The sequence below is a fragment of the Frondihabitans sp. OV104 genome (genome assembly GCF_057787745.1).
Window position 1 is genome coordinate 2,866,566 of the sequence record NZ_CM173541.1, and the last position, 13,807, is coordinate 2,880,372.

Sequence of the window (13,807 nt, forward strand, 5' to 3'; positions counted from 1 at the left end):
GCACGGCCTGGCTGTTCGAGCAGGTCGGCGACATCGGAACGGCACGGCACCGGAAACCACTGGCTTGACGCGGGTGCCCGTCAGCGTCGGACGGAGGCCGTGACGGTGAACTTCGGGTTGCGTGCGACCTGACGCGTCTGACCCACGACGGACTCCAGGGTGTCTCTGTGCTTGAGGTGCGAGTTGTACACCGTCCACAGCTCTCCGCCCGGCCGCAGCACCCGAGCCGCCGCCTCGAACAGCTTGAGCGCTATGCCGGGCTCGACCGCGGCGTCGACGTGGAAGGGCGGGTTCAGCAGCACCAGATCGCACGACCCTTCGGCCTGCGATGAGAGAGCATCGTCGCGCACGACCGTCACGCGGTCGGCGACGCCATTCAGCTCTGCTGTCGCCCGAGCGGACGCGACAGCCGAGGCGCTCTGGTCGGACGCGATGACGCGAGCCTCGGGCCGCGTCAGGGCGGCTGTGACCGCGAGCACACCCGACCCGCACCCCAGGTCGACGATCACCTCGGCCGACGGGAGTGCCTCCGGCAGCACGTCGAGCAGGGCGCGCGTGCCGATGTCGATCTTCGCGCCAGCGAACGTGGCACCGAACGCCGCGACGGCGAGGCCGAGATCATCGTGCCGTTGAGAGCGTGGCCAGGCCGACTCCACCGGCGGGTCGACCGGCTCGGACGCTGTCAGCACGCGCGACTTCTGCCGCGCCAGACCCGCGTAGAGCACCTCGAAGTGCTCGCGGAGCACGTCGTTCATCGCGGTCGTCATGTGCTTGAGCCTTCCGCCGGCGTAGACGACGACCTCGGGATGGGCGTGGCGCGCGATGAGGCCGGCGATCTCGTCGAGCGCGGCGAGCGAGCGGGGCAGCTGGAGCAGGACGGCCCTGGCCCCGTCGACCAGCGCCCCGTCGAGGGAATGGTGCGCATACGTGCCCTCGAGACCGACCTCGGCCGCGTTGGCGTCGAGTGCGAGCTCGGACACGAGCGGATCTTGGAATACGCGGATGCCGGTCAGCCCATGCGACGACGCGGCACCGAGGGTGAGCGCGCCATAGTGATCGCCGATGACGGCGAGCTGCCCGGAGCCGAGTGCCGAGAGCGTCGCGGTCGCCTTATCGAGGAGCAGCCGATCGGTGGCATCGACCGCGACCAGGTTCGGCGCCTCGAAGTCGGGACGGCGGCGGAGGGCGGCGAGGTCGAGGGGCATGAGCCAAGCGTAGTGATGTGCACAGCCCGGTCGGTAGATCCCGAACGTAATATGTGCATAAAACATTTGACAAACGGCAACTGTTGCGAAACGCTGTGTCTATGCCCATCCCCGAGACCCCACGCTCGAGTCCACGCACGCTGATGCGCGACCGGATCCGCGAAGAGATCCTCAAGGCGATCCTGTCCGGCATCCTCGAACCCGGAGAGCGCCTGGCCGACGACGACCTCATCTCGTGGCTGGGCTGCTCGCGGACACCTGTGCGGGAGGCGCTGAGCGATCTCGCGCACGCGGGCTTCGTCGAGATCGTGCCGAACAAGCACACCCGCGTCGCCGTCCCCCGGGCGGAGGAGGCCGTCCAGGTCATCCAGACGCTGGGGGTCCTGTTCGGAGGCGCGGTTCGGCTGGCGACGCCGGTCCTGCCCGATCCGGTGAGGAGGCAGATCGTCGCCACCCTCGACACCTGCCTGGCGGATCTCCAGAACGATGACGGCCTGGCCCTCAACGTCCACACGTATGCGGCCTTCGACCTCTTCGTCGACTACTGCGGCAATCCGCATCTGCAGCGAGTCTGCCACGACACCACGGCGGGTCTCGCCTACAAGCTGCGTCTGCCCAACATCACCGAGATCTTCGGCCAGCCGCGGCTCACGCGGTCATACAGCGCTCTGCGGCAGGCCACTCTCGACTGCGACGCGATCGCAGCAGAACTCGCCGCGGAGACTCTGCACCAGCTCCCCGCTCCCTGCTCCGAGAGCCTCCTCGACGCGCACACCACCTGACGGCTAGGGCACTACCTCGAGAAGACCTCCGACCGACGTCAACCGGAACCGCGGCGCTCCCGCCTCGACTGTCGCCTCCGGGTCAAGCGGCCCGAGCAGACCGAGCGCCGTCAGCAGCCGTCCCTGAATGGTCGAGCCCGCCATGGCCCAGACCTCCCCGTCGTTGCGAGCGATGCGGCCGTTCAGCGTGCCTGCGATCTCGAGCAACCCGCCGGAGTGGATCGTGACCGTCGCGTCGCAGGTGCCGCTGAGGAGCACGTACCCGCCCGGCTCGATCGTCAGCCGGTCGCCGACGACGCCGCGGAGGTCGAGCGAGCCGCCTTCGCAGACCAGCGCTCCCCTCGGAGCGACCCCGGTGAGCACGATCGGCTCCTCGACGGTGAGCGGATGAGAGATGGTCCCTGACACCTTCTTCATGGCCCGACCCTAGCCCGGTCTCAGGTGCGGTTCCAGAGCGACCGGTAGAAGTCGATGCGCGCGGGGTCGTCGTCGACGCGGTACGCCTCGAGAAAAGCCGCGTCCCATCCGGGGCCGTAGTTCCAGGCCAGGCTCATCGTCGCGACCGCGATGTCGGCCCAGCGGTCGGCGGTTCCGAGCGCGTCGAGGTCGACCATGCCCGACCACGAGCCGTCGTCGTTCAGGATCGTGTTGGGCACGCAGGGGTCGCCGTGGCAGACGACGAGCCGATCGATCGGCGGCGCGTCGCGGGTGTCGAACATCGAGCCTGCGGCCCGCTTCTCGATCGACCAGTCGAACGGGCAGCCGTCGACGGGCACGGTGTCGTGGAACGCCCTCAGCGCCCGACCGACCGCCGGCACAGCCCGCGCAGGATCAGCGAGCCACCGATCGTCCACCGCGCTCCGACCCGGCAGCCCCGCCGTCATCAGCCACTCGGCGTCGTCGTCGCGCCCCTCGTCGAGCACCCGCGGCACCGGCGCGTGGTCGACGGCCCAGCGCAGTCGCGCCGATTCGCCGGCCAGGTCGAGGCCGCGTCCGTGCGGGGCCCACTTGGCGAACCGCCGGGTGTCGCCGTCGCCGAGCTGGAACGTCAGACCGCCCACCTCGTTCACCCAGACCGGCATGATCGCGTCTCCTGCCGCCAGCTCGACGACCCGAGGGGGCGCAGGAACGGGGCCTCGGGGCACCTGCGCCGGCCGGTCGAAGCTCACCGCCGCCTCACCGACCCTCGGGCCGCCAGAGCACCACCTGCGTCGGGCGCTCCGGCCGCCGCCCGGCCCGAAGCGGCACCACGCCGCCGCCGGACGACGCCGCGAACACCCGCGACCCCGGACGGTTCAGCAGCTCGTCGGCGAGCGCGGACTCGAGCTCGCGTACCCGCGACTGCAGGGCGGTCACGTGGTTCTCCAGCTCGAGGATCCGCTTGATGCCCTCTAGGCTGACGCCCTCGCCGCTGAGGCGGGAGATCTCGCGCAGCTGATTGACGTCGCGCATCGAGTAGCGCCGCGACTTGCCAGCCGTCCGCGTCGGGATGACGAGTCCGAGGCGGTCGTACTGGCGGAGCGTCTGCGGGTGCATCTCAGCGAGCTCGGCAGCGACCGCGATCGCGAAGATCGGCGAGTACTCGTCCATGGTCGGCCTCCTCACCGGCTCGGGATAGTCGTCAGACTACGAGGATCGGGGCTACGAGTTCTGCTTGGCCCGGTCGAGCAGGTCGCCGCGCGGGTTCTCGACGGGCAGCGCGGCGACGAGGGCCTCGACAGCCGCCTTGGCCTTGTCGCTGAGGTGCGAAGGGACGGCCACCTGGACGGTGGCGAGCAGGTCGCCCTTACCGTCTTTCGCATCGACCCCGCGGCCCTTGACCCGAAGGACGCGGCCGCTGGGCGTCCCGGGCGCGACGCGCAGGCGGACGTTCTCGCCGCTGAGCGTGGGCACCTCGATGGTGGCGCCGAGGGCAGCCTCGGCGAAGGTCACCGGGACATCGAGTCGCAGATTGAGCCCGTCGCGCTCGAACACGGGGTGCGGGCGGACGGCGATCGTGAGGACGATGTCGCCCGGCTCGCCACCGTCGAGGCTGGGCTCGCCGCGGCCGCGCAGACGGATCTTCTGGCCGTCGTGGACGCCGGCGGGCACGCGCACCTTGATGGGCTTGCCCTGGGACTGCGTCAGCGTGATGGTGTCGCCGGTGATGGCCGTGCGGAAGTCGAGGGTGGTCGAGGCGACGATGTCGCGGCCCTTGCTCGGGCCGCCGTATCCCCGGTAGCCGCCGCTGGTCTGGCCGAAACCGCCGCCGCCGAACATGCCGGAGAAGATGTCCTCGAAGCCGCCCCGCGCTCCTGAAGGATACTGCCCGGCGCCTGCGCCCTGTCGGCCGCCCTGGCCGAACATGCCGCCGAAGACGTCCTCGAAGCCTCCCCCGCCACCCTGGCCGCCGGCACCCGCCGTGAAGCGCGCGCCCGAGCCCATGGCGCGGATCTGGTCGTACTCCTTGCGCTGCGCGGCGTCGGAGAGCACCGAGTTGGCCTCGGAGATCTCCTTGAACTTGGCCTCGGCCTTGGCGTCGCCGGGGTTCGAGTCGGGGTGGTACTGGCGGGCGAGCTTGCGGTAGACCTTCTTGAGTTCCGCGGGGGTCACGTCTTTGGACACGCCGAGCACGGCGTAGAAGTCCTTGTCGAACCAATCCTGGCTGGCCACTCGTGCCGCCCTTCTGTGTGTCGCTCGCGCCCCTCGAAGGACGCGGAAGTATCAGTATGGCGGCGGGCCCCTGGAGGGAGCCCGCCGCCGCTGGTGATGCAGTGCCTAGGCCGGGACCGAGACGGCGACTTTGGCCGCCCGGAGCACTCTCTCGCCGAGCACATAGCCCGGCTCGATGACATCGGCCACGGTGTTGACCGTGACGTCGGCCGTGGGGAGCTGGACGATCGCCTCGTGGAACTTCGGGTCGAACACGTCGCCCTTGGCTCCGATCTGCGTGAGTCCGAAGCGATCGAATCCGCTGCGGAGCTTCTGCGCAATGACCACCATCGGGCCCTCGGTGAGGTCGCCGTGCTGCTCAGCGCGGCTGAGATCGTCGAGAGCCGGGAGGATCGCTCGGATCACCTCGGCCACGACGGCGTCCCGGTTCGCCTCCCGGTCGCGCTCGACGCGCTTTCGGAAGTTGACCAGCTCGGCCTGCGCACGGAGCATGTCCTGGCGCATGTCGGCCACGAGGTCGACGGAGGCCTGATCCAGGATCGCCTCGTCTTCGACCGACAGCTCGACATCGGGGCCCTCGGCCTCGACGAGCTCTTCCGCGCCCTCGACGTCGGCCGTGCCGCCGTCTTCGCTGGGCGACTCCGGGGTCGGCTGGAGCGGCTCTTCTTCGGGGGTGCCGTTCTTGTCGTCGGTCACGGACTACTTCTTGTCGTCTTCGTCGTCCACGACCTCGGCGTCGACGATGTCTTCGTCGTCGGCCGGGGTCTCGGAGGCGGGCTCGTCGGTCGGAGCCGAAGCGGAGGCCTGGTCGGACGCGTAGAGCGCCTGGCCGATCTTCTGCTGCGACTCGGTCAGCTTGTCGACAGCCGGCTTGATGGCCGCCTCGTCGTCGCCGGCGAGCGCGGTCTTCAGCGCGTCGACGTCGCCCTGGACCTCGGTCTTGACGTCGGCGGGGAGCTTCTCGTCGTTCTCCTTCAGCAGCTTCTCGATCGAGTAGACCAGCTGCTCGCCCGAGTTGCGGAGCTCGTTGGCCTCGCGGCGCGCCTTGTCTTCGGCGGCGTGCTCCTCGGCCTCGCGGACCATGCGCTCGATGTCGTCCTTCGAGAGCGACGAGCCACCCGAGATGACCATCGACTGCTCCTTGCCGGTGCCCTTGTCTTTCGCGGAGACGTGCACGATGCCGTTGGCGTCGATGTCGAAGGTGACCTCGATCTGCGGGATGCCGCGCGGAGCCGGAGCGATGCCGGTCAGCTCGAACGTGCCGAGGTTCTTGTTGTCGCGGGTGAACTCGCGCTCGCCCTGGAAGACCTGGATCGCGACGGACGGCTGGTTGTCGTCGGCCGTCGTGAAGGTCTCGCTGCGCTTGGTCGGGATGGCCGTGTTGCGCTCGATGAGCTTGGTCATCGCGCCGCCCTTGGTCTCGATGCCGAGCGACAGGGGGGTGACGTCGATGAGCAGGACGTCCTTGCGCTCGCCCTTGAGGACACCGGCCTGGAGGGCCGCACCCACGGCGACGACCTCGTCTGGGTTCACGCCCTTGTTCGGGTCCTGGCCACCGGTCAGCTGCTTGACGACCTCCCAGACGGCGGGCATGCGGGTCGAGCCGCCGACGAGGACGACGTGCGCGATGTCGCCGACCTTGACACCGGCCTCCTTGATGACGTCGTTGAACGGCTTCTTGGTGCGATCGAGGAGGTCGGAGGTCCACTGCTCGAACTGCGAACGCGAGATGGTCTCGTCGAGGTTGAGGGGGCCATCAGCGGTGAGCGTGAGGTAGGGGAGCTGGATGCTGGTCGACGACGAGGAGCTGAGCTCCTTCTTAGCCTGCTCGGCGGCCTCCTTGAGGCGCTGCTTGGCGATCTTGTCAGTCGAGAGGTCGACGCCGTTGGCATCCTTGAACTTCTTGATGAGGTGCTCGACGATGCGGTTGTCCCAGTCGTCGCCGCCGAGGCGGTTGTCGCCCGAGGTGGAGCGCACCTGGATGGTGGAGAAGTCGTCGTCTTTGCCCACCTCGAGCAGCGAGACGTCGAACGTGCCGCCACCGAGGTCGAAGACCAGGATGAGCTCGTCCTCCTTGCCCTTGTCGAGGCCGTAGGCCAGAGCGGCCGCGGTCGGCTCGTTGATGATGCGGAGCACGTTGAGGCCCGCGATCTCGCCGGCCTCCTTGGTGGCCTGGCGCTCGGAGTCGTTGAAGTAGGCCGGAACGGTGATGACCGCGTCAGTCACGTCTTCGCCGAGGTACTGCTCGGCGTCGCGCTTGAGCTTGCCCAGGATGCGGGCCGAGATCTCCTGCGGCGTGTACTTCTTGTCGTCGATCTCGACCTTCCAGTCGGTGCCGATGTGACGCTTCACCGACGCGATGGTGCGGTCGACGTTGGTGACGGCCTGGCGCTTCGCGGTCTCGCCGACGAGCACCTCGCCGTCTTTCGTGAACGCGACGACCGACGGGGTCGTGCGAAGACCCTCGGCGTTGGCGATGACGGTGGGCTCGCCGCCTTCGAGGACGGCGACCACCGAGTTGGTGGTTCCGAGGTCGATTCCTACTGCACGTGCCATGTGGCTGTTCTCCTTCGTCGTGCTTGGTGTACCTAAAACCTGAGAATCGGAGTTGAGTCCGACGCGCTCAAGTTTAGTCCTCCTTCGACTCGAGTCAAGTGTTCCCTTGAAGACTTGAGCGCCCCAGGCTCAACTTCGAATACCGATCATCTCGTAAGGACTTCGACCAGGACCGAAGATGCATGTGACATATCATGTGGATAACCCCATTTATGAAAGCAGCTTCATGAAGTCATTCCGTACCCTGGGCCTCGCCTCGACCTGCCTCCTGGCCGTCGGTGTCAGCGCCATCGCCGCCACCCCGGCAGTAGCCGCAACCACCCGCATCGCCGGCCCGCTCGTCCTCGCCGACGGCGCCGGCTCCTTCGTGCCCATCACCACACCCACGACCGGGCCTCGAGGGATCGCCGCGGGCGCGCCTTCGGCATCCGTCTCGGAGGCTACGGCCGCGGCGGCGCGATTCTCCCTGCCCAGGGTCGGCGAGACAGGCCTGGTCCGGGCGGCCGACAGGTGCCTCACCCACGTCCCGGATGTGCGGCTCGTCTCGTGCAACGCAGATGACCCGCGACAGGCTTACGAGACGTTCCAGACGGGTGGCGAGCTGAACATCCGGCTGGCTGGCTTCCCCGACGCCGTCCTGGGAGCCTCCTCGCAGGGGCTCTCCTTCGTCGAGAAGGGCACCGCCGGTTTCGCCCAGGCCGGCGTCGCCGACAACTTCCAGCCCGACGAGGCCATCGAGCCTCCGGAGGCTGGACCGCGGCTCGAGGACGTCTTCGCCTTCGATACAGCGGGCGCCGCCATCGTCGGCGGCAAGGCCGGTGCCGGCACCACGGTCACGGTGCAGCTCGACGGCACGACCGTCGCGACGACGACGATCGGCTCGCGAGACACCCGCGGTCTCTTCGGCCTGATCGCACGAGGAGTCGCGCCCCTCGACGAGCTCGTCGTGACAGCCACGTCGAAAGACGGACGGGTGTCGTCTACGAAGACCGTGGTGCAGCGGCACGACTCAGGACCCGTCTCCACCGAGAGCGCGAAGCTCGACGACGGATCTGTCGCAATCACCGGCCGGGGCACCCCGGGGGCCGAGATCGTCGTCTCGGGGCTCATCGAGCCCGAAGCGGCGAAGGGCGACGCGGTCGTCGCGCCGGACGGAACCTACTCCGTCAAGGCGACCCTCTCGACCCGGACTGCCCGCGCGATGGCCGAGGTGCTCGTGAAGGTCACGGAGACCAGTGCCTCCGGCACCTTCGACGCGTACGTGCAGGTCGCGGGGGCGGACGACCTCGTCTACGCGGTGCCCTCGGTCTTCGCCGCGCCGTCTCTCGACGGCGACGACCGACTGCTCGGCTTCGTCGCCGACGCCGACGGCTACCTCTCGGCGACGCCCTCCGGCGACTACGACGATGCCGCACGCGGAGCGACGACCCTCGTCTACTCGTTCGGCACGCCCAACGCGGCGATCACCGACGAAGCCGGCGAGAAGTGCCTCACCCTGCCCCTGCGCTCGGCGGCGGATCAGCGCCCCCGTCTCCTCGACTGCACCGGTGAGTCCGACCAGGAGTGGACGATGACGGAGGACGGCACCATCCAGGACGTCAATGCGGATCGTGGCCTCGTACCGGTCGCCGGCGCGACGCCGGGCTCCTGGACGTTGCAGGTCTCCGGAGCCGCGGGGCGCTGGATGACCATCGTCGCCCCTCAGGTCTTCTCCGAGCCGCTCCGAGCGGCAGCCGATCTCTCCGACGGCTCACTCCACCTCTCCGGCACCGCGACGCCGTTGAGCGAGATCGTCGTGACGGCCACGATCAACGGGCTCACGCAAGAGCTCACCGGGCGGAGCGTCGACGAGACGGGCGCATGGAGCGCAGTCGTCCCGGGCGCCGTCCTGCGCCAGGTACCCGACGCCCGGGTCACCGTGACCGATCGCTACCTCTCGCAGACCCAGGTCCTCGAGTTCGATCTCGATGCCAAGAACGTCGTCACCATCGCGGACCTCGCCGACGGCGACGTCATCGTCGGCGGGTTCACCTCCATCTCGGGTACTGCTCTCAAGGGCCTGAAAGTACGCGTTCTCGAGGGCGACGAGGTTCTCGGCGAGGTCGAAGCCGAGCCTGCCGCGGCACGCGCCGCAGGCGATGAGGGCACCTTCGCGGTCCCCGTGTCGGGCCTCACCCCCGGCGAGCACACGCTGACCGTCGAACAGCGTCAGAACGACAACGCCACGACCCGGTCCAGCGTGACCGTCGAAGTCCAGGACGGTATCGCCCCTCCCGTCGTCGACTCCCCCGCCGCGGATTCCACCGTCACCGTCTCGCGTCCTGTCTTCACGGGCACGGGGGAGCCGAAATCGACCGTCGCCATCAGCTACGGCCCCAAGTCGAAGATCGGCAGCGCGACGGTGAAGGAGGACGGCACCTGGTCCGCCAGCCTGACTGCCGGACTCAGCCTCGGCACGTCGACTCTGACCGTCACGCAGACCGCTGGCGCGGACAAGCAGACCGTCACCCACGCGGTGACCCGCGTGCTCGAAGCGGCTGATCTCGCAGTCACCAGCCACACCACTGGCGACACGTACGCCGACGGGATCGCCACATTCTCCGGCACCGGCGCGGAAGGCGCGACGGTGACGGCGAAGAACCAGTGGGGGACACCGATGGGCTCGGCCACGGTGAAGAACGGGGTCTGGACGTTCGCGCGCAACCTCGGGCCGACCTCTGCGGGCTACGACATCGTCTTCACCCAGACGCTGAAGGGAACCGAGGCGAAGACCGTCTCGCTGCACCTCGACTATGAGAAGCCGGCGAACGTTCCCGTCACGGTGACGAGCATCGCCGACGGTGCCACCTACACGCCCGGCACGAACATCCTCCGCGGCACCGGCACCCCCGGCGCCACGGTCGCGGCCGTCAACGCCACCAACAACTGGAACGTTCCGATGGGAACCGCGAAGGTCGCTGCCGACGGCAGCTGGGCGCTCCCCGAGCGCAACTGGGGCCCCTCGAACGACTACCAGATCAAGGTCACCCAAACCAACCCCGACAAGACCACCAGCACGGCGACGGTCATCGTCAAGGCCCCGTCGGCGAACTAGGTCCGGTCTCTCACTCTTAGCGGCGGAGCCCAGCGCCGCATACTGCGCTGGGCTCCGCCGCCTCCATCGCACCAGCATCGCCCTCGGGCCCGTACAAAAGGAACACACATGAAGTCATCCTCCCGCCAGCGCCGCCGAGCGATCGCTGCGACATCGGCACTCAGCCTCGGGGCGCTTCTGGCCGCCGGACTGCAGACCGCAGCCTTCGCCGAGAGCCCCGCATCGTCGCAGTCGCAGACGCGCGCGAGCACCATCACCGACAACCCGCTCGTCTTCCGGTGGAGCGACGGAGGAGGCGGCTACCGCTTCGGGGGCTTCTCCGTCGACGGAACCGGCTCGCTCACGAGCTCCAACGCGGTCGCGACGTCGTTCGCCGCTGCGGCCCCCGAGGCGAGCACTCTCTCATTCACCCTCGGCGGTGTCCAGCAGATCCGCGATGCCGCCGACGGCACCTGTCTGGCGCTCGCTCCGGGCTGGGGAAGCCAGGGCGAGTGGGGTGTCGGGATGACGGAGTGCACCGGCGAGACGGATCAGAACTGGGCCGTGCTCTCCGACGGCTCGGTCATCCACGCTCTCACCGGCACCGCCCTCGCCCCGGCGGTCACGGGATCCACAGCGGCACTGACCGCCCGGTTCACCCCGAGCGCACCAGCTCTCCTGAGCGCACCCGAGGGCGTCGGGGCCGGTGAGTTCACGGTGCACGCCGACCTCACTCCCAAGCAGGTCACATTCTCCGGCTCGGCCCACCCCGACTCGTACGTGAAGGTGTCGGGCGGCGTCAACGACGAGAACACGGTCTTCGCCTCGCGTCGAGCCGATCCCGAGGGCAACTGGTCGGTCTCGATCCCGACCAGCATCCTCGATCGCTTCCCGGACATCACTCTCACAGGCGTCTCGAGCTTCCTCGGTCAGGATGTCGAATTCGAGACGCCGCTCGATGCGAAGAACGTCGTCACGATCGACCCCATCGACGGGACGGTCGACTCAGATGCCCTCACCCTCTCGGGCGCGGCCCAGGCGGGCGCCAGGGTTGTCGTCAAGAATGGCGAGACCGTCGTCGGAGAAGCGGAGGCGAAGCCCGCCCCGACCCGCGCGGCATCCGATGCCGGCACGTATTCCATCCCCGTGCGAGGCCTGACGGCGGGCCAGCACACTCTGACAGTCGAGCAGGCGCAACGAGACGCCCCGACCGTCGTCACGCGCGACACGATCGCCGTAGACGTCACCGCCGACGCGGCGGAAGCAGACACCTACCCTGCCGTGTTCCGCTACGCGGGACTTCCTGGCAAGGCCTTCAACGCTGGCTTCACGACGACGGACGACGGCCACCTCGTCAGTTCCAACGGAAAAGAGCAGTCCTCCGACGAGGCCGGGGTCGGTGCCATGCCGCTTACTGTGAAGCGCGGCGTCGACGTACCGATCACGGACGCCTCGGGTGAGCTCTGCCTGACCGACGCGAAGCCTGACGTGCAGGATCGTCGACTCACCCTCCAGGACTGCACCAACGAACTCGACCAGCAGTGGTTCGTCGCCGCAGACGGCGAGATCCGCAATCCCGCGTCGCGACAGAACGTCAGCCTCGCGCCGTCGTCGACCGAGGGACGACTCGACCTCATCTCGGTCCGAGGCGCCAGCATCGCGAAGTTCACCGCCCCGGCCGACACCGAGGCTGTCCCGTTCAGCCTGGACGTCGCCATCGACGGCGACGATCTGGAGGTGTCGGGCATCGGCGCTGACGGGCGAATCGTCGAGGTCCTGGCCGACGTGCCGTTCGGTCCGGCGCCCCTCGTGATCTACGCCGACGACGTCGACGCCGACGGCAAGTGGACCTCGAAAGTGCACTCGAGCGTCCTCCGCGCGTTCGAGAACATTCCGTTCCGCGCGGTCCAGCGGCTCTTCGGCAACGAGCAGTCGATCGAGATCGACGTCGACGCCAAGAACGTCGTCACGATCGACGGGCTCGATGACGGCGACGAGATCGTCGGCGACTCCACCGAGCTCCGGGGCAGCGCCCTTCGCGACACCACCGTCGTCGTGAAGGAAGGCGACGAGGTCCTCGGCGAGACGATGGCGAAGGCCAGCAAGCGCGGCGCGGGCGACGAGGGAACCTACGCGGTGCCCCTCGCAGACCTGACCCCGGGCGAGCACACCTTCACGGTCGAGCAGAGTCAGAACGCCCACGTGACGACGCGCTCCCGCGTCACGGTCGACGTCGTCCCGACGGCCGACGCTCCGTTCGCGGTGACGTCCCACAGCGACGGCGACACCTACGTCGACGGCATCTCGACGTTCGCGGGCACCGGCACCGACGGCGCCACGGTGATGGCGACGAACCAGTGGGGCACCCTGATGGGGCGCGCCACCGTCAAGGATGGCGCGTGGACCTTCGCTCGCAACCTCGGACCGACGACGACCGGATACGACATCACGTTCACACAGACGAGCCCCGCCGGTTCGTCTTCGTCCACCGTGCACCTCGACTACGCGGGTTCGCGTCCGCTCGTCGTGTCGTCGCCCGCCGACGGCTCGACCTACGACGTCGGCGTGGCCGAGTTCCGCGGAACTGCGACGGCCGGCGCCCGGATCACGGCCGTCAACCAGTGGGGTACCCCGATGGGAAGCCACACTGCTGATTCGAAGGGCGACTGGACGTTCAGCCGCAACCTCGGACCCACGACGGCCGGCTACGACATCACCGTCACGGCTACCAAGGGCGCCGATGTGAAGACCACCGTGATCCACCTCAAGCCCAAGGAGGCGAACGTGCCGGTCGCCGTCACGAGCATCCCCGACGGCGCGACGTACCGACCGGGACTGAACATCCTGCGCGGCAAGGGGACCCCCGGCGCCGGCATCACCGCCGTCAACGCCACCAACGGCTGGAACGTGCCGATGGGCAGCGCCAAGGTCACCGCCGACGGCACCTGGGCACTCCCCGAGCGCAACTGGGGCCCGTCGAACGACTACCAGGTCACGGTCACGCAGACCAACCCCGACAAGACCACTAGCACGACGACCATCGGCATCAAGGCACCGGTCTTCACTCCGCTGCAGGTCTCGGGTGTTGCTCTGGGCGCCGCCCAGGGGGCCGGGGTCCACGCGACGTTCCGCGGGACCGCCACGCCGTTCGCGACCATCGCCGTCAAGTCGGCCACGACCGCGACGACGTACCAGTCCGTCACGGCGGACGCGAAGGGCGAGTGGACTGCCACGCGCGTCTGGAACCCGGAGCACACATACACGCTGAGCTTCGACCAGACCGCGAGGGACGGCAAGACGTCATCTGTCGCGTACGGCAAGTGGACGCCGAAGGACTCCAAGTAGCACCCACGTGACGAAGAGGGCGACTGGTCGACGGCCGGTCGCCCTCTTTCGCGCTTCCGCAGGAGCAGAGGCGGGCTGCCGCGTCAGCGGACGACACGACCGTGGCCCCCACCGGCGTGTCGTCCCCCGCTGATTCTCGCGGCAGCCCCTCTGGTGCATCTCGATGATTCGGGCATCGAGGCCGGCGTCTCTTC

Annotated in this window: 10 protein-coding genes; 3 read left to right on the plus strand and 7 right to left on the minus strand. The window is 68.7% G+C overall.

Features of this window, described 5'->3' with window-relative positions; genetic code table 11:
* Positions 1-80: 80 nt before the first annotated feature.
* Positions 81-1,205 carry a class I SAM-dependent methyltransferase gene (locus AC3CBB_RS13375; protein ID WP_488624973.1) on the minus strand — a complete coding sequence of 375 codons (1,125 nt, stop codon included), beginning with the start codon at positions 1,203-1,205 and terminating at the stop codon, positions 81-83.
* Between the two features lie 101 nt (positions 1,206-1,306).
* On the opposite strand from AC3CBB_RS13375, the gene AC3CBB_RS13380 reads away from it, so the two are divergent.
* Complete coding sequence (locus AC3CBB_RS13380; RefSeq protein ID WP_488624974.1) at positions 1,307-1,987, plus strand: GntR family transcriptional regulator; 681 nt, start codon at positions 1,307-1,309, stop codon at positions 1,985-1,987.
* A gap of 3 nt (positions 1,988-1,990) precedes the next feature.
* Here AC3CBB_RS13380 and AC3CBB_RS13385 read toward each other — a convergent pair whose 3' ends face one another.
* From AC3CBB_RS13385 to dnaK, 6 genes are all read right to left on the minus strand, one after another.
* Complete coding sequence (locus AC3CBB_RS13385) at positions 1,991-2,404, minus strand: hypothetical protein (protein WP_488624975.1); 414 nt, start codon at positions 2,402-2,404, stop codon at positions 1,991-1,993.
* A gap of 20 nt (positions 2,405-2,424) precedes the next feature.
* Positions 2,425-3,156 carry a phosphotransferase gene (locus AC3CBB_RS13390; RefSeq protein WP_488624976.1) on the minus strand — a complete coding sequence of 244 codons (732 nt, stop codon included), beginning with the start codon at positions 3,154-3,156 and terminating at the stop codon, positions 2,425-2,427.
* A 7-nt stretch (positions 3,157-3,163) separates the two neighbouring features.
* A complete protein-coding gene (locus AC3CBB_RS13395; protein WP_123505711.1) occupies positions 3,164-3,577 on the minus strand; it encodes a heat shock protein transcriptional repressor HspR in 414 nt (137 codons plus the stop codon).
* Between the two features lie 51 nt (positions 3,578-3,628).
* Entirely contained in the window at positions 3,629-4,639 is a 1,011-nt protein-coding gene (locus tag AC3CBB_RS13400) for a DnaJ C-terminal domain-containing protein (RefSeq protein WP_488624977.1), read from the minus strand.
* Between the two features lie 105 nt (positions 4,640-4,744).
* Positions 4,745-5,335 (minus strand): nucleotide exchange factor GrpE, encoded by a 591-nt coding sequence (locus AC3CBB_RS13405; protein WP_123505713.1) that lies wholly within the window; start codon positions 5,333-5,335, stop codon positions 4,745-4,747.
* A 3-nt stretch (positions 5,336-5,338) separates the two neighbouring features.
* Positions 5,339-7,195, minus strand: coding sequence for a molecular chaperone DnaK (gene dnaK, locus AC3CBB_RS13410; protein ID WP_123505714.1), 1,857 nt, complete (start codon positions 7,193-7,195; stop codon positions 5,339-5,341).
* A gap of 226 nt (positions 7,196-7,421) precedes the next feature.
* Here dnaK and AC3CBB_RS13415 point away from each other — a divergent pair, with 226 nt between their 5' ends.
* Both AC3CBB_RS13415 and AC3CBB_RS13420 read left to right on the plus strand, forming a co-directional pair.
* Positions 7,422-10,289: a hypothetical protein gene (locus AC3CBB_RS13415; RefSeq protein WP_488624978.1), complete on the plus strand. Its 2,868-nt coding sequence runs from the start codon at positions 7,422-7,424 to the stop codon at positions 10,287-10,289.
* 108 nt (positions 10,290-10,397) lie between these two features.
* Complete coding sequence (locus AC3CBB_RS13420; protein ID WP_488624979.1) at positions 10,398-13,613, plus strand: hypothetical protein; 3,216 nt, start codon at positions 10,398-10,400, stop codon at positions 13,611-13,613.
* The last annotated feature ends 194 nt before the right edge of the window (positions 13,614-13,807 follow it).

What these genes read in the sequence shown, in the direction of transcription:
- AC3CBB_RS13385 (WP_488624975.1), bottom strand. Translation starts at nt 2,404, where the DNA reads ATGAAGAAGGTGTCAGGGACCATCTCTCATCCGCTCACCGTCGAGGAG.
- AC3CBB_RS13415 (WP_488624978.1), top strand. Translation starts at nt 7,422, where the DNA reads ATGAAGTCATTCCGTACCCTGGGCCTCGCCTCGACCTGCCTCCTGGCC.
- dnaK (WP_123505714.1), bottom strand. Translation starts at nt 7,195, where the DNA reads ATGGCACGTGCAGTAGGAATCGACCTCGGAACCACCAACTCGGTGGTC.
- AC3CBB_RS13380 (WP_488624974.1), top strand. Translation starts at nt 1,307, where the DNA reads ATGCCCATCCCCGAGACCCCACGCTCGAGTCCACGCACGCTGATGCGC.
- AC3CBB_RS13375 (WP_488624973.1), bottom strand. Translation starts at nt 1,205, where the DNA reads ATGCCCCTCGACCTCGCCGCCCTCCGCCGCCGTCCCGACTTCGAGGCG.
- AC3CBB_RS13395 (WP_123505711.1), bottom strand. Translation starts at nt 3,577, where the DNA reads ATGGACGAGTACTCGCCGATCTTCGCGATCGCGGTCGCTGCCGAGCTC.
- AC3CBB_RS13420 (WP_488624979.1), top strand. Translation starts at nt 10,398, where the DNA reads ATGAAGTCATCCTCCCGCCAGCGCCGCCGAGCGATCGCTGCGACATCG.